This window comes from Chryseobacterium sp. FR048 (assembly GCF_056844665.1).
Genome location: NZ_JBXDSE010000002.1, coordinates 913659 through 934156, shown reverse-complemented (window position 1 = coordinate 934156; position 20498 = coordinate 913659). Strand labels below are relative to the sequence as shown.

General features: G+C 36.7%; 21 protein-coding genes. 4 read left to right on the top strand and 17 right to left on the bottom strand.

The window, feature by feature from the left end:
• Nucleotides 1-276: 276 nt before the first annotated feature.
• The 4 genes from AC106K_RS09175 to moaA form a co-directional block, all read right to left on the bottom strand.
• On the bottom strand, nucleotides 277-882 hold the full coding sequence (locus AC106K_RS09175) for an NTP transferase domain-containing protein (protein WP_482444701.1): 606 nt from the start codon (nucleotides 880-882) through the stop codon (nucleotides 277-279).
• On the bottom strand, nucleotides 863-1339 hold the full coding sequence (gene moaC / locus AC106K_RS09170) for a cyclic pyranopterin monophosphate synthase MoaC (RefSeq protein WP_482444700.1): 477 nt from the start codon (nucleotides 1337-1339) through the stop codon (nucleotides 863-865). The genes AC106K_RS09175 and moaC overlap by 20 nt, the downstream gene beginning before the upstream one ends.
• Nucleotides 1340-1430: 91 nt before the next feature.
• The gene (locus AC106K_RS09165; protein WP_482444699.1) at nucleotides 1431-2708 is read right to left on the bottom strand and encodes a molybdopterin molybdotransferase MoeA; all 1278 of its coding nucleotides are present in this window, start codon (nucleotides 2706-2708) and stop codon (nucleotides 1431-1433) included.
• Nucleotides 2639-3628: a GTP 3',8-cyclase MoaA gene (gene moaA / locus AC106K_RS09160; RefSeq protein ID WP_482444697.1), complete on the bottom strand. Its 990-nt coding sequence runs from the start codon at nucleotides 3626-3628 to the stop codon at nucleotides 2639-2641. Before moaA ends, AC106K_RS09165 begins: the two co-directional genes overlap by 70 nt.
• Nucleotides 3629-3973: 345 nt before the next feature.
• Between moaA and AC106K_RS09155 the strand changes: the two genes are divergently transcribed.
• A complete protein-coding gene (locus AC106K_RS09155; protein WP_482444695.1) occupies nucleotides 3974-4840 on the top strand; it encodes a helix-turn-helix domain-containing protein in 867 nt (288 codons plus the stop codon).
• Nucleotides 4841-4861: 21 nt separating this feature from the next.
• Here AC106K_RS09155 and AC106K_RS09150 read toward each other — a convergent pair whose 3' ends face one another.
• From AC106K_RS09150 to AC106K_RS09120, 7 genes are all read right to left on the bottom strand, one after another.
• Nucleotides 4862-5770, bottom strand: a complete 909-nt coding sequence (locus AC106K_RS09150) for a PhzF family isomerase (protein ID WP_482444694.1) — start codon at nucleotides 5768-5770, stop codon at nucleotides 4862-4864.
• A 49-nt stretch (nucleotides 5771-5819) separates the two neighbouring features.
• Entirely contained in the window at nucleotides 5820-6575 is a 756-nt protein-coding gene (locus tag AC106K_RS09145; RefSeq protein WP_482444692.1) for a LytR/AlgR family response regulator transcription factor, read from the bottom strand.
• Nucleotides 6572-7639, bottom strand: coding sequence for a sensor histidine kinase (locus AC106K_RS09140; protein ID WP_482444690.1), 1068 nt, complete (start codon nucleotides 7637-7639; stop codon nucleotides 6572-6574). The genes AC106K_RS09145 and AC106K_RS09140 overlap by 4 nt, the downstream gene beginning before the upstream one ends.
• Before the next feature lie 59 nt (nucleotides 7640-7698).
• Nucleotides 7699-8607 (bottom strand): DUF6268 family outer membrane beta-barrel protein, encoded by a 909-nt coding sequence (locus AC106K_RS09135; protein WP_482444688.1) that lies wholly within the window; start codon nucleotides 8605-8607, stop codon nucleotides 7699-7701.
• A gap of 350 nt (nucleotides 8608-8957) precedes the next feature.
• The gene (locus tag AC106K_RS09130; RefSeq protein WP_482444686.1) at nucleotides 8958-9359 is read right to left on the bottom strand and encodes a DoxX family protein; all 402 of its coding nucleotides are present in this window, start codon (nucleotides 9357-9359) and stop codon (nucleotides 8958-8960) included.
• Between the two features lie 13 nt (nucleotides 9360-9372).
• On the bottom strand, nucleotides 9373-9993 hold the full coding sequence (locus AC106K_RS09125; protein WP_482444684.1) for a hypothetical protein: 621 nt from the start codon (nucleotides 9991-9993) through the stop codon (nucleotides 9373-9375).
• Nucleotides 9994-10058: 65 nt separating this feature from the next.
• The gene (locus AC106K_RS09120; protein WP_482444761.1) at nucleotides 10059-10658 is read right to left on the bottom strand and encodes a Crp/Fnr family transcriptional regulator; all 600 of its coding nucleotides are present in this window, start codon (nucleotides 10656-10658) and stop codon (nucleotides 10059-10061) included.
• Nucleotides 10659-10836: 178 nt separating this feature from the next.
• Between AC106K_RS09120 and AC106K_RS09115 the strand changes: the two genes are divergently transcribed.
• Nucleotides 10837-11289, top strand: coding sequence for a hypothetical protein (locus AC106K_RS09115; RefSeq protein WP_482444683.1), 453 nt, complete (start codon nucleotides 10837-10839; stop codon nucleotides 11287-11289).
• 320 nt (nucleotides 11290-11609) lie between these two features.
• Nucleotides 11610-12020, top strand: coding sequence for a hypothetical protein (locus tag AC106K_RS09110; RefSeq protein ID WP_482444681.1), 411 nt, complete (start codon nucleotides 11610-11612; stop codon nucleotides 12018-12020).
• 250 nt (nucleotides 12021-12270) lie between these two features.
• Here AC106K_RS09110 and AC106K_RS09105 read toward each other — a convergent pair whose 3' ends face one another.
• The 6 genes from AC106K_RS09105 to AC106K_RS09080 form a co-directional block, all read right to left on the bottom strand.
• A complete protein-coding gene (locus tag AC106K_RS09105; RefSeq protein WP_482444680.1) occupies nucleotides 12271-12708 on the bottom strand; it encodes a hypothetical protein in 438 nt (145 codons plus the stop codon).
• Nucleotides 12709-12712: 4 nt separating this feature from the next.
• Nucleotides 12713-13060: a DoxX family protein gene (locus AC106K_RS09100; protein ID WP_482444679.1), complete on the bottom strand. Its 348-nt coding sequence runs from the start codon at nucleotides 13058-13060 to the stop codon at nucleotides 12713-12715.
• Between the two features lie 170 nt (nucleotides 13061-13230).
• Nucleotides 13231-13644: a hypothetical protein gene (locus AC106K_RS09095; RefSeq protein ID WP_482444677.1), complete on the bottom strand. Its 414-nt coding sequence runs from the start codon at nucleotides 13642-13644 to the stop codon at nucleotides 13231-13233.
• Between the two features lie 184 nt (nucleotides 13645-13828).
• Nucleotides 13829-15037, bottom strand: coding sequence for an MFS transporter (locus tag AC106K_RS09090; RefSeq protein ID WP_482444676.1), 1209 nt, complete (start codon nucleotides 15035-15037; stop codon nucleotides 13829-13831).
• A gap of 156 nt (nucleotides 15038-15193) precedes the next feature.
• Nucleotides 15194-15805: a response regulator gene (locus AC106K_RS09085; protein ID WP_482444674.1), complete on the bottom strand. Its 612-nt coding sequence runs from the start codon at nucleotides 15803-15805 to the stop codon at nucleotides 15194-15196.
• 9 nt (nucleotides 15806-15814) lie between these two features.
• Nucleotides 15815-18808, bottom strand: a complete 2994-nt coding sequence (locus tag AC106K_RS09080) for a sensor histidine kinase (protein WP_482444672.1) — start codon at nucleotides 18806-18808, stop codon at nucleotides 15815-15817.
• A gap of 930 nt (nucleotides 18809-19738) precedes the next feature.
• Here AC106K_RS09080 and AC106K_RS09075 point away from each other — a divergent pair.
• The gene (locus tag AC106K_RS09075; protein ID WP_482444671.1) at nucleotides 19739-20092 is read left to right on the top strand and encodes a helix-turn-helix domain-containing protein; all 354 of its coding nucleotides are present in this window, start codon (nucleotides 19739-19741) and stop codon (nucleotides 20090-20092) included.
• The last annotated feature ends 406 nt before the right edge of the window (nucleotides 20093-20498 follow it).

The window sequence follows — 20498 nt, the reverse complement described above, 5'->3', positions numbered from 1 at the left end:
AGTTTCTATTCCGTTATTTTTTTTCTGCCACTAATACACTAATAAATTATATGCGTTTAATTGTATCCCTAAAGAAGATTATTCGTGCATCCGTGGCAATTATTACCCTCTCGCCAATTATCCAGCATTTGCATATTTTCAATCAATATTTACATATTCCACACTCAATTTTATCGGAGATAAAATCTTTGCGCCTTAAAACCCCTTAGAAGATAAAAAACTTGCGCCTTAGCGTTTTCCAACAAAGCTACCGTTCATTAATTCCTTTGTTCACAATCAGCGTTTCAGTATCTGCTTTGCCTTTTCAGCATCTTCCGGAGTATTCACATTCATTAAAGCATCCGGGTTATCCGGTTTCAGCATAAGCGTATCACTATTGATCAGCACTTTCCGAGGACAGGTATTCCCGATTCCCAAAAAATTCAGCAGCAAAGGATAACTTTTAGGCTCCCAAATAGTAATCAAAGGCTCCGGCAATCCGTCAAAAGGACTTTCATAAGTAGTAGCCACCTTTTCAGGATTTCGTGATTGTAACAAAAATTCCAAAGATTTTTTATCCAGCAGAGGAAGATCGCAGGCCACTACCAGCCACGCCTTATCTCTTTGGGCTCGCAATGCTGAAAGAATACCACCAAACGGTCCCATATTCAGAAAAGTATCGGTAAGGGCATTATAATTGGGGTCAAAATGCTCCAACTGATCCTGTCTGCAGGAAATGAAGACCTCATCACAAAACGGGGCTAGGAGATCTGCTGCAAAATAACGCTGTTCCTTTCCATGCCAGTGAAGGAGATCTTTAGCTTTCCCCATTCTTACGCTTTTTCCGCCGGTGAGAACGAGACCATTTAATCGTGGAACTGTATTATGCTCTTCTGAAATCATTTTTTCCCCCTGTTTTTTCTATTAATTTAATTTCTTTAATCACAATATCTTGGCTCAGTGCTTTGCACATGTCATAAATGGTCAATGCAGCAACAGATGCTCCTGTCAATGCTTCCATTTCAACACCGGTTTTGGCTTCAATACTGGCAGTACATTCAATAACGATTTCATGATGATCATTCAGTTCTATCTGCAGATTACAATTATCAAGCCCTAAAGGGTGGCAAAGAGGGATCAGCTCACTTGTTTTTTTAGCGCCCATAATTCCGGCGATAATAGCAATTTGAAATACTGAACCTTTTTTGGTTTTGAAATCACCTTCTTTCAATGCTGTCAATACATTTTCGGGAAGAGAAATAACAGCCTGCGCAACAGCTTTTCTGTGAGTGATTTTCTTACTGCCAACATCTACAATAGCAGGCTGACCGTTTTTATTAAGATGAGTGAATTCTGACATATATTCTTTTTTAGCCCCACAAATGTGGATGTTTTCTGGGCACAAATGCACTAATTTTTAAGGTTATATTTTCTTCGTTAATCTGTGGTGATTATTTATCGTTATACTTCCATATTTTGTAGACTTCTCCTTTTTTAAAACTTTTCTGTTCCAAAGGAAGCTCCATAAAAGCATCAGTATCTGCAAGATGGGAAAAGTCTCCAGACCCATTCGTATTCACTGATTCGGCTGTAAGTTGTCCCAATGGGTTACTCCTGAGTTTCACCTGTGTAAAATACTGGAGGGCAAAGGGAACTTCAATATCATTTTGTAAAACCGCAAACTGGGGCGAGTTTCCTGAAATATCTAAAGATTTTTCCAGCCAGGGAATAAAATACCTATGCAGGCACATAAACACTGAAACAGGATTTCCCGGAAAGGCAAAAACAAGCTTTTGATCCTGATTTTTCCCAAACCAAAATGGTTTTCCCGGTCTTTGCTTTATCTTATGAAAAAGCTTTTCTATGCCCAGTTCTTCACAGACCTTAGGCAGGTAATCAAATTTTCCCATAGATACTCCGCCGCTCATCAGAAGTACGTCATATTCATGGATACAGCGGGAAAGTTCTTTTCTGATTTCATCATAATTGTCATTCAGATGAAGAGTATCTGCTTCAATATGGTATTTTTTCAGGACGGATTGTATGGTAATTCCGTTGGAGCGTCTCAGTTGATAAGGGCTTGGAACAGATTCGGCACTTACCATTTCATCTCCGGTGGAAATGATAATAACCTTCGGCAGTTTTTTTACATAAACAGAGATTTTGCCAATAGAAGAAGCAATTCCAATAATGGCGGGAGTAATGACCTGATTGGCTTTTACCAGGACTTCACCTTCTTTTTTATCTCTGCCTTTCAGATGGATATTTTGTCCTTTTTTTATGTCAATGAGAATATTGGCGATCCCGTTATGTATCGTTATATCTTCATAGCGGATCACCGTATCCACTGAATGATCCAGAGCAGCCCCGGTCATGATTTCTATACATTCTGTTTCTGAATCAATAGATTGGGAAGGTTCTCCGGCAGATTGTATGGTTTTAACAACAAAAGAACGGATTCCTTTTTCATAGGCAGTGTAGCGGATTGCAATTCCATCTACAGTAGGTCTGTCGAAAGGAGGTAAATCCCGGTCTGCAGTAAGATCTTCAGCCAGAATTCTTCCTAACGTATCTTCATAAGAAATCTGTTCTTTTCCAAAATCTTTCGTTTGGGAAAGAATGATATTTTCTGCCTGTTGTACGGTGATCATTTCCATAATTATCCTCCTATTGTAGCCATTGACTGATGAATAGACGAAGCTGTGAGACTTAGTTGTTCCGCTTCCCATCCGTCTTTGGGTTTATGATGTATACTGTTGATAATAATATTTTTAAGCGCTTCATCGGACATTCCCGAGCGGATTTTATCTTTTAAATTAATTCCGCCTCCTTCATAGAGACAGGTCCTTAATATGCCTGAAGGCGTAATCCGGATTCTGTTGCAGTCTCCGCAGAATGAACGGGTATAGGCTGCAATAATGCCTATATCTCCTGCAAAACCAGGTATTTTATAATGGTAAGAGGTTGAGCTTTTCGGGTCTTCGGCTTTCTGTATCTCTGGAAAATAATCTTTGATGTAACTATAGATTTGAGGGTGGTTCCACTTCAGGGCTATTTCCGCCTCGTTATTTCCATTGAAGGGCATTTCTTCAATAAAACGTACATCTACAGGAAGTTCTTTGGTAAGCTGAACCAAAGGAATAATATCCTCTATGTTCTGATTTTCCATCACAACCGTGTTGATCTTTACCTTAATATCGTGTTTTAACAAACCTTCGAGGGTTTTCATCACTTTATCAAAGCTGTTTCGGCGGGTTATTTTGAAAAAACGTTCTTTATCCAAAGTATCAAGACTAAGGTTGACCGATTTAATTCCAAATTCTTTAAGCTGAGGAATATATTGTTCAGTAAGAAGTCCGTTGGTAGTGATGCTGAGATCTGTAAGCCCCTTGAGGTGCGATATTTTTTCAATAAGATCAATGCAGTTTTTCCTTACGAAAGGCTCACCACCCGTTATTCTGATCTTATCTATACCAAGATCTGTAAATACTGAACATATCCTGAGCATTTCCGCATCAGTCATCAGGTCGTCCTGCTTGATCCAGTCGAGGCCCTTTTCCGGCATACAATAAGTACATCGGAGGTTGCATCGGTCAACAACAGCTAACCTAAGATAAGTGATATGTCTTCCGAATTTGTCTGTTAACATATGGAGATAAAGGCAAAAGAACCTTACACAAATATACTTATTGTTTTCACGAAAAGCCAAAAATATCAGTATTGAAAATCTGATCTTAAAATAAGGTTGATAAGCTTTAAAAATAAGAAGGATAGGGTAATAGAGGTGCTTTCTTGTGATTTTATTGATTCTGAATAATAGGAAACAGGATATTCTTGTCACGGTTTCTGATATTTCCGGACGAATCAGAAGAATGTATCTTTGCACGCTGCAAAAACAGATCATAATATTTATGATATTCAGAGAAAACAGAATATGTGGTAATTTTATAAATTAGTGGGCAGCATTTTCATTGGTGTATTGAAAAGGAATCGTATGATAATAGATAAAGAACTGATTAATAAAAATTCAGTAGAGGAGGTATTTAATAAAGGGATTGATGTTGTTTTCCAGGACGAGATCAGTGGAGACTCGCTGAATTTTTTCCCGGAGAACTGTTTTACGATTATCTTACTGGACCAATGTGATGGTGGGAAATGTACGACGGGGCTTAATCAGTACCATTTAAAAGCGCAGCAGTTGTTTATACATCTTCCGAAGAGAGAATACAAATGGGAACTGGCTCCAGGTACGGTGGGAAGAAGGCTGATCATTAATGATGCGATTCTTAAAACCTTTTCACCCACGCTTAAATTCACCTTTTCTTCATACAGCAAATATGAAATGATACAGCCCGATGATGAAACATATCATAGATTCAGCCTGGAATTTAATGCGATCAGGAAAGAAATAGCTGCGGATGTTGTGTTCCCTGAACTTATTAATGCAAGGGTTCGTCTTTTGGCACTCATTATCAATCTCTGGGTAGAACATGCTTATGGGAATAAAGCATTAAGTGCTCCGGATAATCTTGCTTTCCGTTTTCATATGTTGGTTGATAAATATTATAAAACCCAGAAAAATGTGTCTTTTTATGCTGATGAATTATGCATTACACCCAATTATCTGGGCGTGATCTGTAGAAAACAATATCAGATTTCTCCGCTTGAGTTTATTAAAGAAAGAATCATTCTGGAAGCCAAAAATTTGCTTCATAGTTCCAGTAAATCGATCAAGGAGATTGCTTTTGAGCTTGGATTTCTGAATTTCTCCCATTTCTCCTATCTCTTCAGAACCAAAACAGGAGAAACCCCCAAAAACTATCGTAAAAAACTTGAAAATACGAATGGGGAAGCGTTGTGAAAATCAGGCGGAATTGTGAACTCAGATGTGCATTACTGTACGGAATACACTTACAGCATCACCCGTAATTCTGATGGTCTGGGGAAGATGATCAGCTACATTCACCTCAACTTTCATTTCTCCAATCCTGTTGAGGGTCTCACCCTGTCTTCCAATAAATTCAAACGTTCCGTCAGAAACGTCTGCAATTTTATTCTGAACGAGGTAACCGCCTAAAGGTCCGTTTGCATTTCCGGTAACAGGATCCTCCGATATTCCAATTGCCGGGGCAAACATTCTCCCGTAAGTCAGCACTTGTTCATCATCAGAATCGAAGGTAAAAACAAAATAACCATTGCACTTGATTTCTTTGCTGAGATTAGCCAAATAATCAAAATTGGGAGTTAATTGATTTAAAACAGATCTGCTTTTAATACCAATCATCACTTTAGAATGGCCGGTAGAAGCGATTTGTACAGGGCATTTTTCATCCAGATCTTCCATTTGCAATCCCAGTGCCTGAATGATATTTCCGGTAATTAAAGATTCAAAAGGAGAGCTCAGACTAAAGGCACCCTGAGTCATGGTAATCTGGTAATCATGATTCTTTCTGACAATATCAATGGGTAAAACTCCAACCTGCGTATTAATTGTAATCGTGCATGAATCCAACTGATCTTCAATAGCTTTGGCATAAAGAGCACCAATGGTGGCATGTCCACAGATAGGAACTTCTGTAGTTGGGGTAAAATAGCGGACATGATAATCGAAATTTTCATTCTGTTCAGGCCTGAATACAAAAGCCGTTTCAGAATTGTTAAGCTCTCTTGCAATAAGCTGCATTTCATCTGCTGTAAGATGTTCCGCGTTCAATACCACTCCGGCAGGATTTCCTTTGAATTTTTCCTTTGTAAAAGAGTCAATTTGATATACGATTACTTCCTTCATCATAATTTATTAAATTCATAGTAAAGATACATATAAATCAAGATGTTTTGTTTTAATCATCATTCAGCCACTCAAGGAAGTTCTGAACCCGCATACGGCTTACGATGATTTCATGAGGACATTCCGGATCAAAATCAATAGAAAGCCTGCTGTTGGCCGCCTTTCTGATCCCTTTTATCGCCTTGATATTGGTTATGCAATTTCGGGAAACTCTAAAAAAGACATCTTCTGTAAGCTGTACTTCAAGCTGATCCAATGTATAATTGACAATATATCGTTTATTATCAAAAGTATGCAGCATTACCACTTTTTCTTCACTGTAGAAATAGGCCACATTTTTAGATTCTACGTAGAGATAACCATCACGGGAATGCACCAGGAATCTGTTTTTAACCTTTTTCATCAGAGAAGATTCTACCATGCGGATGCCTATTTCTTTCTGTTCTTTGTCGAAATGCAGGTCTTCAAGTTTAATGAGAGCCCGCTCCAGCTCTTCCTCCGAAATAGGTTTCAGCAGATAATCTATACTGTTGACTTTGAATGCCTGTATGGCATATTCATCATAAGCAGTTGTAAAAATAATAGGAACTTCCACTTTGATATGGTTAAAGATTTCAAAGCAGCTGCCATCTGATAAACTAATGTCCATCAAAATAAAATCAGGCTTTTGTTCCTGCAGAAACTCAACAGACTCCAATACACTTTCTGTTCTTGCCAGTAAATGATCATCCGGACGAAGACGGTCTACCATTCGTTTCAGTTCAGAAAAAGCAAGGCGTTCATCTTCAACAATTAAATATTTTTTCATTCTATGAAAGGTATTTTAACAACAAATTCATCCTGTTCCTCCATTATTTTCAGTTTTTTATGATAACGGTCGTATTGGGTATTCAGAAAAGATAAACCGATTCCTTCTCCTTTGGTAATATCATTGCGTAAAAATATTCTATTTCTGAAAGAAACCCCATGTTCATCCACAGAAATATAGATTAATAAAGGATCTGCAGCGGAACTTACATTGTGCTTGAACGCATTTTCCAGAAGAAGCTGAAAACTGAATGCAACCAGTTTACGATCTTCCCACGGTTCAACAGGTTCAATGTCAATCTTAAACCCGTTTTCAAACCGTATTTCCATTAAAAACAGATACTGGCGGAAAAAATGCATCTCTTCCTTTAAGGTATTCAGAGGTTTTTTACTGACGGATAATACCTGTCGGTATACCTGAGATAGCGCTTTGGTGTATTTATTAGCCTGCTCCTGATTTTCATAGATAAGAGAAGACAGTACATTCAGTGAATTGAACAAAAAATGAGGGTTTACCTGGGCTCTCAGAGCATTATACTGATACATGAGCATATCTCGTTTTGCTTTTTCAGAGGCTTTAATAGCCTTGCGCTCCGCCTGGAAATAAAACAACAGATCAAGTATAAGAAGAATAGGCAGATTGGCCGTGATATTAAGAATAAGACCCGCTTTATAGGATAGAGACTGCTTGATGCCCACATCGAATATTTCGGTGACAATAAAATTAAATGCAAAATATAAGAGTGTACACAGCAGGATATTGCTTACAAATAAAGAAGAAGCATGCCTGTACATACTGGTGTGCATAGGAGTAATCTCATTAATTACTTTGATCAGCAGATAATCCAGAAAAGTCATGACCAGGACAATAGGATAGATCAGGACAAACTGCAGCAGAAAATTATCCCAAAGACTGATTTTTGAAAGAATGCTGCTCTGCATGATCGTATTGAAAAAGAAGATCTGATATACCGTATAGATCGTAGTAACGATAAAGTAATAGAGTATGATCACATACTTTTTACCTTTTGTTTCCTGATTCCGGAAAATTTCAGAAAAGCCCATATGCTGTTGTATAGGTGATGGTATTAAAAAGAGAGTTTATCATTGGTGCTGTCTCGTGATTATTTTTCTTTGCCTGCAAAGTTATACTTAATCCCGGCAGAAACATAAAATGAAGGATCAAAAGTTGCATTTCCCCACTTCAGAAACTGAGAAGGTTCCCTGTCTCTGTAGCGGTCGGTACGACCGAAATTGGCTCCAAAGGTTCCGCTGACTGTCCAGTTATTGAATCTGTATTCAGGTTCCAGACCTAAACTTACATAATGATGATCAAAATATTTCTTTTGACGGTCTATTTGAGCAAGAGAAAAGAAAAACTTCGGCCGGTTGACGATGCGTAGAGCAAAAGCCTCATTAAAGCGGTATCCCACAGAAAATTTGGGATTATAACTCAGCTCTGCATGATATTCCATTCCACGGTTTTTTTCACTATGGTACTGAAAATAGGGCATAGGGATAAGCATGGGTTTGTCGAAAGCGTTGTTTCCAATAAGGGCAACCCCTAATTTTATTTTAGGACGAACCTGCCATATAAATGAAGAATATATATTGACGACAAGATGATCCGCGCCTATTTTTTTAAGATCCGTATCTGTAGAGTAGAAGCCGGCTGAAGCGCCTCCAATAAACATAAGTTTCTCGTGCAAAGGGGTCATGTACATTACGCCAAGATCTGCCGAACCCATTTCCTTAGGTAATGCCTCAGCTGCTGTTCCATCATTGCTGAATGAGGTGTAGGAAGCATTAAGCGTTGCAGCCCAGATAGAAGGCTGATGATAGGTGGTAGGTTTTACACTTACCGGAACTGTTGCGGTGAATGTGGTGGTGAATGCTGAGCTTTTTCCATCAGTTTTGTCTTTATTGTCATCAATATACTTCTGCTGGGGAAGGTATTCTGATCTCAATTCTATTTGGGCAAAAGCATGAGCTGTCTGTAGTATTGCAGCCATTATGATCCATTTCTTTTTCATTACGTTCTTTTTTTGAATGCACAAAGAAACTTTAATATTTATTCAATAAGCTGTTGTTCAGTGTGTTAAAGGATATGTTGTAGAATAGGATGGATGAAGTGTATTATTTGGAGGATGAATTTCAAGGTGTGAGTAGGAAGATCTGCTTATACATGACTTTTTTCGACATGTTGAGGATCACCATATCCTGAGATCTGGTATATAAATGTAGATTAATAACCACCAAAGCGTAGAGAGAAAAGTATAGTATAAAATATTTTTTTCTTATGCCACGAATACACAAATAATTCTAAGAATATGCGAATAAAAAATTCGTGTATTCGTGGCAAAAAATCAACGGCGATCCATTATCAATCCCATTTACTCTTCGTAGAAACTGCATATTTCCCTGCTCCGGTAAAGAAAAAGCTTATACCAATCAACATGTAGATGGCCAACAATTCCAAAGCCCAGCCTCCGAATTCATTCAGCTTAAAGATATTGGTGGTCTGCGCCAGAATAGTTGCCGTGAAACAATTGGTGGTAAAGATCAAACCTGCCAGACGTGTCCTGAACCCAATGATCAGCATTACCGGAGCTATGATTTCACCCACAAAAACTCCATAAGCAAAGACAGAAGGCAATCCGTGCATGGTCATCATCTCTTCGATAAATCCAATGCCATGGATCATCTTATTAATTCCGTAAACTGACATGGGAAACCCAATGGCTATTCTGCTGATTAACATTCCTAAATCAATGTTCTTTTTCATTTTCTGATACTATTTAAAAGTTATATTTTACAAATGCCCCGATATTTTCCAGGGTCTTTTTTCCGTTGTTGAATTGGTCAAAATTAGAGGCGATGCCATACATCATTTTGTCCTGTTTAATCCCCAGCCGAATAAACTGTAATCCTCTGGGATAGCCGCTCCCATCCAGATTACCAATAGCAAGAACACTGAAATATCCCTGAAGATTTTCTTTGAGGTGTGGCATATATTCAAAAGAAACGGATTGCTCAAGCGAAAATCCTTTCTGGTAGGTAGTCCCGATGGAATAGGAGAGAGTATAAATAGGTTTTGCGATCCGATACTGGATATAAGCACTGAAGAATGCTCCCGGGTTTTTCATACCCAATGCAGCGTTTATACTTATCTTTCTGGTAAGATGATAAGCCAGAGTATTTCTGATAAAGAATATATTCTCTTTGTCTCTGGTATATTCCGTATCAAATAAAGTAAGATTATTAAGCTTCAGCCGATCATTAAAATAATAATTGACATTGTGCATATAGGTGTAGGAACGATGTCCTGCAACAAGATCCGGGGTATAGTTGAGCTTCTGTGCATTAAGGTTTAAAGAAACTGATGCAATGGCTGTAATGGCGATAAATCTGGCCTTCATATTTCACTCATTTAAATTCTGAGAGCAAAATTATTCAGGCATGATCGGAATAAACTTAAGATATCTTAAGAAACGTCAGACAGATGTTTTTTTCTTAAATAACTGAGATATTCTACGGTGATTCCCAGATAGGATGCTATCATATATTGTGGAAACCGTTGCTCAATATTTCGATAAGCTGTAACGAAGTTTATGTATTTGGTGTAAGCATCTACTCTTGAATGTTCAAATGTCCTTTCCTGTAAAGTGACATAAGCAGACTGCATTTTCAAACGCCAGAACTCTGAGATGGCAGGAACTTCTTTATACAGAAGCTCGAGATTGTTTTTACTGATCTGTACAACAAAAGTATCTTCATTGGCCTGAATAAACATTCTTGAGGGAAGTTCACTCAGATAGCTGTATAAATCATTTACCCACCAGTTTTCAATGCCGAGTTGAGTTATATTTTCCTTTCCTTTTTCATCAATATGATAAGCATAGAGACTTCCCTGAGCAATGAAGCGCATATGTCGGGAAACCTGCCCTTCACGAAGAAGATAGTCTTTCTTTTTAAGTTGAATAAATTCCAGTTTTTGAATCACAAGATCAATCTCATTGTCCTGTAAAGGAACAATTTCCTGAAAGTGCTTTGTCAACTGTGAAATAATATCGTCTGTGTTCATCATGAAGTTTTGGGATTGTCCGTTTTTGTTTTTTGACGGGTAAATAAGAGACAAATTTACATAAATATTATGGTAGCTATGGATGAGGTTGGTAATGACGGGATTACATATAAACAGGTCAAAGGTAGAATGGTTAAATTTTGCTATCTTAACTGATGTAAATGTAAACGATCAGAATATGGCTCATTTTGATAATGAATTTCAAAAATATCTTGCAGGATTGGTTGAAACGGGTTTCGAATTTGTCAATAATAATTCGGAAGAAGTGGATGCTGTCTATATCATCGGATTAATAGAATCCGGTTACTTTTATAAAGCATTTTATGAAATTAACGGCTATCTTGTGAAATCCCATAAAGTAAATGAAGTATCCGATATGCAGTATGACATCAGTAATGAAAGAGCTTTTGGAATGTTACATGCAGGAAATCAGACGTTGAAAAATATCGAAGAATTATTCATAAATGAAGGTAGGGAAGTTCCGGTACTGCTGAAGCTGTCATACCATCCGAAAACCGGGAAATTCAACAGTGATCTTAGCTATAATAAAACTTTTACCCAACATAAACATAAAACCGCGCAGGATGTTTATGAAGAATGGTTTGCTCAGATTGAAAAACTAGATAGATAATGAGATAAATCTACTTTAATATCGCAAAGACCTGTTTCCATTATTCCTGAAAATACTACTGGAATCCATTTTTTTTAAATAAAATTACAGATGTGGTATCTATGTTGTAGGAAGATTTTGTGATTTCTTTCATAAGTTTTTTTAAATTTTCAGCATGAAAAGAGAGGGAATAATACACCCATGAAACAAAATAAAACAATTCCTCTTCTTTTAAAGACTCATTTTATAAATTGGCATGAAATTTTAATAATAATTAATTTAAAAATAAGAAAACAGATTCTTAAATTATCATAAAATTGGATCGATAAATAAAAAAACATATGAAAAACGTAAAAAAATTGATTACAGCAATGGCTGTTGTTGTGTTTGCTTCAGGAGTATCAGCACAACTTGTTCCCAAAGGAGGAGCAGATAAAGATAAACATGGATGCAAAGGATCTGCAGGCTATACCTTTTCTGTACTAAAAAATGACTGTGTAAGGGTTTTTGAGCAGAAAATACAGCTGAAAGAAGTAGACAACAAGAAAACCTATACTTCTAATGCAGCCGTGATAATGAGTGAAGACGGGGCAAAAGCAGAATTGTTCATGCCTTCATCCGATGGAAGTCTTGTCCTTGATAAAGTGGCTTCTAAAAAAGCTATTGTTTATAAAAAAGGGAAATACACTTTAACAAAAGTAAAAAATGCCTATACTTTGAAGCTTGCCAATAAATTAGTGTTCAAAAGCTAAAAGGTACTGCATAAACTTATTATACATGAAATCCGGCTCAAAATGAGCCGGATTTTGTATTGTGAATGATCAATACTGTTAGATGATCATACAGTCTTTTATATGTCAAAAATCCATGTATCTGTAGTGAAGATAAAAACCACATAGATGCAAAACTATAAATTTTTAAAGGCAATTAACGGCTTGAATATTTCAATAATAAAGACTATCCAATCTTAAAAAATTCGTGCATTCGTGGCAAAAAAACCGTTTATCTGGCCTGCCCAATATCAAGCCTGTCAAATTTCCCTTCCGCATTTTTATGGAACTTAAAAAATACAGGAAACGTTCCCCATTGTCCTGCCTTAAAGTTACCATAGATGTTTTGACCGTTATTCTCAACACGGTCTATACTGAGAAAAGATTCTTTTCCCAATGCATTCGAGAAAAAAGACTTAAAGTCTACGGGATTGCCGTCATCAGTCATTGCAGGGTTTTCGGTAAAATAGCTGTACCATTTTTTGTCGCCAGCTTGAAGTGCTTCTATGGCCTGTTTTACAGAAGAATCTGTAATGGTTGATAAATCCATATTTTGATGTTTTGAATGTTGCGTTTGAGTATTGTGTTTTTCCTGATCTGTTTTTTGTCCGTAGGCCATGCAGGAAAGTAATATTGCCAGTATCAGAATCGTCTGATATTTTTTCCTCATGATTTTAATTTTTAAGCGGGTGCTGAAGGTAGATAATAAGCAGATTCAGGCATAGAAACGGGAGTTCTATAACGACTCCTTTTAAATCCCTCTGCATAAGATGGAAACAGATGATCAGTAATATACCGGCAGCCATCAAAAAATTTCCCCAGACAAATGTTTTGGGAAATAAGATCATGACAGATGCGATGACAGTAACAGCCCCGTTGATCATGAGCTCTGTTTTGTCAAATCCCCATTTTCCAAACATTGCCATCATTTCAGGCTTTCCCGAGATCATTGCTGTTCCCTGTTTGAAGCCCATAAAGACAGCGGTAAGAATGAGTATGGAATTAATAACTTTTAAAATCATTTCAAGTGCTTTTTATTTGGTAAGAATAGAACTCTGATACAAATATGCATGAAATGAATGATTTACATATGGTGAATTTTTCGGAAAATTACTTTTCCTCATGATGACTATCATAAAAGAAAACCACAGTAATGATCAACTGTGGTTTCCGATAATTAAGAACTATTAAACTATGATTCTGCTTTCAGGTAGCCTCTATGTAAGGCTGCTTCTTTTCCGAATAAACAGGAGAAAATATTCTGAAATTCGTGAATATATTTACACTTTATAGCGTTACCATATATCTTGAGTCCTTCCAGTATTTTTTTTGAACTCAGGTCTATATCGTATTTAATGAATGTTTCCGGTCTTTCGTACCGGATCCGCTGATCTGATGCATACGTTCTTGAAAACCCAAATTTCTGAAGCCATTCTTCCGTTATCTTAATAGGTTTTATAGAATCAGCAGGAACCGAAACACTGTGAATGTCATTTTCTATTTTAACAAAATACGCCTGCCCCGCACGCTGGAAAATTTCAGTGATCGTATAAATCTGATTTTTGTACTCGACTAAGTTTTTGATTTTTAGATCTGCTACGTTCATAATATTTTGAATTTTAGTGATGGAAATGTTCTGTATAAATTGCAAATATTATGCCCTGCATTGTATTGCTGCGCCTTGTTTCTGTGAATCTTAGGTTAAATTTTTAGTATAAATAATTAATAAAGTGTTAAAATGACTATTGGGTGGGCGATAAAGAGAATTTCATCCGAAATAAATATGGTATCTATGTGGTACCTGTACTTTTTCTTTCTCTGGATACATTGGCTGTTGACAGTAGCAATGCGATGATAACAGCAATCATCAGAATGGCAATGAAGACATTCCAGGAGTAGGCGTGAAGAAGGTAGCCGGTACCACTTCCCAGAATACTTGAACCAAAATAATAAAACAACCAGTAAATAGAGGTGGCTGACGATTTTCCACGTCTGGCGTAAAGCGCTGCCATCTGGCTGGCCATGGTATGTGCTGCGAAGAATGAAAGGGTAAAAAGTCCAAGCCCAAAAATAAGAATATAGATGTTTTCCGATAAAAGTAAAAGAGCTCCCAAAAGCATAGAAAGAATAGAAGCTTTCAGAATCGTATTCATCAGGAATCTTTTAGAAAGGCGTCCCACAATCATCGTTCCAAAAACCCCGAAAATATACATTAAAAAGATAAAGGCAATAATAAAATGGTTCAGAAAGAATGGTTTTCCTTCGAGTCTGAAGCTTAAATAATTGTAAACACTCACGAAAACACCCATCAGCAATGCGGCAATGAAGTACAGCCGGAGCATATAAGGGCTGGTAAGGAAAAACTTCATCTGTTTTACCTTCAGGTGATAGTCCGTTTTCTGAGGGTTGAAAAACCGGGATTCCGGAAACAGTTTCCAGAATATTATCCCCAGAATCAGACTTTCTATACCGATGACCAGAATAGCATTGCGCCATCCCAATTCTCCGGCTATGAGAGTCGCCAGGATTCTTCCGCTCATCCCACCTATTGTATTACCGCTGAGGTACATACTGATGGCCATAGGAATAGCTAAGGTACTCACTTCCTCAGTAAGATAGGCCAAAGCCACTGCCGAAACTCCTGAAACAACAAAACCTTTCAACATTCCGATGACAATCAGAAGGCTGAGACTGGGAATCCATGTTGAAATAAGGGTCAGTAAGGCTGACGAGATCAGAGAAAATACCATCAGCCCCTTTCTGGAGTAGCTGTCTGCCTTAAAAGCAAAAAACAGGAGTCCCAGAGCCATCCCGATTGTAGATGAGGAAACAAGCAGTGAGGTATCACCTGCTGATACTTTAAAGTGTTCCGCAGCCATCGGTAATATAGGCTGAAAAAGGTAAAGCTGTGCAAATACGGAAAGCCCGGAAAAGAAAATACAAAGCTTTATGTATCGGAAACGCTGGCTTCCCTGATCTGCTTTTTCAGATAAATTCATGCTTTTTTGCCATTAAAATCCACTGGTTCATAGAGAATATGATCCTGTAAATTTCCTGATTATTTTTTGAATCTAAAAATCATTATTTCAATCATGACAATAGGTGTCGGTTATAAATATCATACTTCTTAGTATTTCCTATCTTAAGATTAGAAATTAATGCATCATTTCATATACCTTGATCAGCTCAGCGATATTGGTGACATCAAGTTTCTGAAAAATCCTTTTCTTATAAGTACTTACCGTAGACATTTGGATATTGAGCTTGTTAGCGATTTCGAGATTACCGTTTCCATCTGCCAGAAGTTTGAAAATTTCATATTCCCGGGTTGACAGTTTTTCTGCCGGATTATCCCTTTTATTCTGAATAATGAGCCCTATAAGTTCTGCCGGATAAAAATAGCCCTTTTCAATCACGGTTCTTACGGCGTTTTTGATCTCTTCTTCGCTGCTTTGTTTATTCAGGTAGCCTTCAGCCCCTTCTCTGATGTACTGTATGGCTACGTCTTTATCATACCCTGAAAAAACAAGGATTTTTATATCTTTCTGTATGCTTTTCAGCTCAGAAATCATCTTTTTATATTGGGTCCCCGGCATATCAATATCTAAGATTAGAAGCCCATACTGCTGCGTACCCAGCATTTTTCTGACCTGTTCATAGTCTTCGGCAAAATCTATGGTAAGACCGGGATAAGCAGATTCAAGTACCAGAGCCGTTCCAGCCCTTACTACGTAATGATCATCAGCGATTAATATTCTTTCGTTCATATAAGTAAGTTAGTTTTTATTGAGAATAATATCCACAACAGTTCCTTTAGGGTGATGATGCCTGAAACTTATTTCGGCGTTAATTTTTTTGACCAGATGAATCACCATATGAAGGCCCAGTCCTTTTCCTTTAAAACTGGGAGTTTCCAGCTGGGGATTTCTGAATAGGCTGATATAAATGTTGATCTGCTCTTCAGACATTCCGGCTCCTGTGTCCGTGATGGTTATTATTGAATTTTGATTGTTTTCTGTAATATTCAGAATGATTTCTCCTTCAAATGTGTTTTTTACCGCATTATCAAGGATATTGTGAATGATAGCCGTTAAAATACTTTCATTTACCCTGGAGTATACGATGCTTTCCGTCATATTGGTAATAGACGTTCCTTTTTCCTTTGCAATTTCATGAAACAATCTCTTTTTGATTTCAAGGAGCCTGTTAATAGGGTATTCCAATTCTTCAAAAATATTTTCTGCTTTGTAAAGCTCTGTATATTCCTTTAAATTTAAAGTGAACTGATAAAGCTGCTCAGAAGACTTGTAAATACTGTCAAAATATTTTTTCTGAAGTTCCACATCATCTGATTCATGAAGCTTTTGAGAGAGCATGGCAATAAACCTGATGGGCGTGGTAATATCATGGCTGATGGTTTCTACCAGCTTTTTCTGATATTCCGTTTCCTTCCGTAAATCACTTTTTACCCCTTCAAGCGTAAGAGACGTTTCCTTGAGCTCAGAATTTTTATTATGAACAATCTGCTTGAGCGCTTTGTTTTTTATCCGTAAAAAATTTGTGGTCAGCTGAACAATGACAATAATAATGATCAGAATGACAATGGAGAGAGATACCCGGAACAGCAAGGTCTGGTAAAAGAACGGCTGAATTTTGAACTGGATGCTTTTCTCTTCAAACTTTCCATCAGGAGAAATCAGCATTCTTACACTGAGGGTATAGTCTCCCGGAGAAAGGTTGCTGATGGTATATTTCAATTCTTTTCCTGTAACGATCGGTTCCCAACCTGTACTTTCATTGCCTGAGATTTTAGCTTCTAAATAAAGATTTTCCAGATTAGAATAATAAGGAATATCGATAAAAACATCCGCTGTTTTATAATCGTTTTTCAGATCAAGAGCCTTATGAAAATATTGCGTTTCGGCGTTTCCGATCCTTATTCTTTCAAGATAAAATTTCGTTTTTTCAGGATAATAAGTCCTCACGCTGTCCGGATTGAAGAATACAAAACCATCCATTGACGGAAACACAAAATCTCCGTTCTCCAGGGCATAGGCATTAGGCTGTGAACTGCCGTTGAATTCATTGGTCAGAAAACCGTCCCGTTTGGTGAACCGATAATAATAAACCGGAGCTTTTCCATCTGCAGCATGCTGCAACAATTGTTTTTTAGGAACCTTAAACAGTCCGTTGTTGGAAGAGATCCAGTAATATCCTTTTCTGTCTTCAAGGAGGTAATGGGCAGACTGCAGATAATTGTTCCTGTCATTAGGCATTTTGATCAGCTTACTGTTTTTTAAGAGATAAAATCCGTTTTTATCAGTAGTGATCCAGATCAGATTATCCTTTGTTCTGATAATGTTTTTGACACTGATATTCCCGTGAATCTGGACTACCGTATTCTTTCCAAGAGTCACAGCATAAAGACCGTCATCATTACCTGTTAAAATTTCATTTTCAGCATATTGAAAAACAGTGTTGATGGAACTTTTAAAATGATAGATAAAATCGGGCCGGGCAAAAATGTCCTTTCTGGAAATCCGTAATTGATAACCTGAAGAATTTAAAAACGTAGAGGCATAAAGATTTCCGCTTTGAAAAAAGGCCTCAAATCCCTGTTTTATAAAAGTAGAATCTTTCTTTTGGTATCCGGAATTTTTATGAAACCTGATGATACTGCCTCTCTTTCGGATCAGAATATTTCCGGAGCGGTCATACATCATGAGGTAATTGTCATTATTTCCGAACGAATATTGATTGACAATGCCGTCTTTTCCAAACTCTGTTCCGTCCTCAGCAATGATTGTATTCTTACTGAAAGGGAGAGAGGCATAATAAATATTGCTGGAAAAAGCAGCTTTCTTTTTTGCTACATTAAAGTCAGAAAGTTTGAGAATATTAAGTCCGTTATTCAGAGTCCCCAGATAAAGTCTGTTAAAAGCTTTGCCATAATACATAGAACAGTAAGAATGGCTCCCTATTTCATCATATTTTACCAGAAATTTCAATGCCAGATCGGTCCCGTTGCACTCTGCAATATAGATGTTATTATGATTGATAACGAAGGTCTGGTTGGTAACCTGTTGCCAATAGATTCTGGTATCAGGATCATTAAAGAGAGTAGGTTTTTCAGAAACAGAAAGCTTGCCTTCATCTATAGAATACGTTTTTCGGGATTTCATATCATTGATGAAAAGAACCTTATTGAATACAAAAACATTGCTCAGGTCCCTGTTAGAAAAGGGAAGAACGATTTTAGTTTCTTTTCCTTTTTCATTCCTGTAAATGATTGCATTCTTTTCCTTAAAAAGATAGGCCGAGTTTTTTAGCTGGATGAAATACTGAATATCATTATAAAAACTGGATGTTATAATGTTGTTGGCAATCCGCTGCATAGAACCATTGTTCTTTGGGATAGCTGCTTTGTTATTGTTGTAGAGCTTGGTCAGTCTGGGAAACCTGTTTCTGATAATGATTTTATTTTTCTGGAAATTATTGAGAATCGTAATACTGTCCAGAAGAGGTTCCCCGGCAAATTCTCCAAAATGGATATTATTGACCTTAAAATTATTAAAGGTAATAAAAGAACTTCCGTCATACCGTACAATACCGTTTTCTGTAGAGATCCAGATAAAGCCATATTTATCCTTGACAATGGCCTTGGCGCTGCTTTGCGGAAGTCCGTTGTCAATATTGTACCATGTGGAAGTATGGCGCTGTCCGTAGAAATTTATATATAAGCAAGCAAAAGCTAATGCCCAAACTCTCATATGTGCAAAACTGATCTATGCTTTCTGCATCAAGGCAAAAAACGGTTAATAATAGTTTTTGTACAAGTCCAAGTTTTTTTAGTAGGTGGGAACGATTGAGAATAAATTTTTATCATTAAGTTTTCTTGGTCTTCTGTGTTTTATATTTTTTTAACGGTGTAAAAATAGTGAAATTATAGACATAAACAGATATGTTTTGAACTGTTTTCATATGAATTTTGTCTTTATTTATAAGGGAAGGAGAGTGTTTTGCGGGAGTTTTTGTAGAAATAATTCTACAGAATGTGAAAATTTATTCTACAATATAGAGTTTTTATCACCATGGCTATTTCATTTTTGAGACTCTTTGACGAACAGGTATATAGTAGTTCTATGTGTGGTGAATAAATGAGAATGTAGATATGGTGTTGGTTTTTAAATGTTTAATGTGTTTAAATGGATTTTTTTCAGCCGGTGAGAATAAATAGTTTTAACGGGAATGGATAGAGACGGCCTGCGAATTTTTTGTAGTAAAAGTTTTACAAGAGAATTGTGATAATTCTACATCTATTTTTTGAAGGGATTCTCCGGTATTCCTACTTTTGCAAAAAAGTTTCCATAGCTGATCAATACAGGCTTTTTTATGGAAATGATTCTAAAGACACAAACGGTTAGTCCTAAAATAAAGGGTCTCTTTTTTAGAGATCTTTTTTTATTATATACAAACAGACAGTCGTAAATCTAATCCTTGCAAAGATGAGCGAAAGGATATTCTGATGGGATGTTCAGGATATAAACGGATACTTGCATGAAGCTTAAAAGTGCCCAAGTAGGCTTGTAAAGGCAGTTTTTAATGGAGAATAAGTCTTAAATATCCGAAAAATTCACCATATTGTTTTATTTCTTATGATTAATTTTATAAATCTAAATTGACCGTAAATAACAAACAAGATGAAAAGAAGTGAAGAAATTACCAGCCAATATTTTGCCTTTTTAGAAAAGCATATTCAGGATGTCATTACAGGCACTGTTCCTGAATTTATGGAAGTGAATCAAATTGCCGGCGAACTTGCAGTCTCCCATAAACACCTTACAGATACCATTAAAAAAGAAACCGGGCAGCATCCCTGTTATTTTTATGACGAAAAAATTATTGCAGAAGCCAAAGAAATGCTGAATACTTCAGATAAGTCTGTGGCAGAAATTGCACGTATTTTTACCTATGATCCTTCCAATTTCTCAAAATTCTTTAAAAAAATGACCGGATTTACTCCCGGAGAATTCAGGCATTCCAAAACAATCTGATTTTTCTTTGATAAAATAGCTCCAGGTCCTCTCTAATAGAGCTTGTTTTTGAAGCGATTTTCTCTATTGGGGGACTTAATTAATCTTGATTTAGAATTTCTAATGAATTAAAATGAGAAAATAAATAAAAATAATCTTTTATAAATGAGTATGTTGTGAAAAATAATCGCATTTTTTTAATATTTGTTTATTTATATTACTTTATTGTATGCTTTTTTTGTTAAATTTAGGTGAGAAAAAACTAATTAATTCAACAAAGAAAGGCGTTTAAAGTTGCGGATATAAAATGAAGCAGTTTGGTTTACAGAGGAAAAGAATAAAATATTGTGTCTTTAATAATATTTAATTCATAATGCAAGCTAAAGCCCTTTAAATAGTCATATATTTGTTTCTTCGAACCACAACA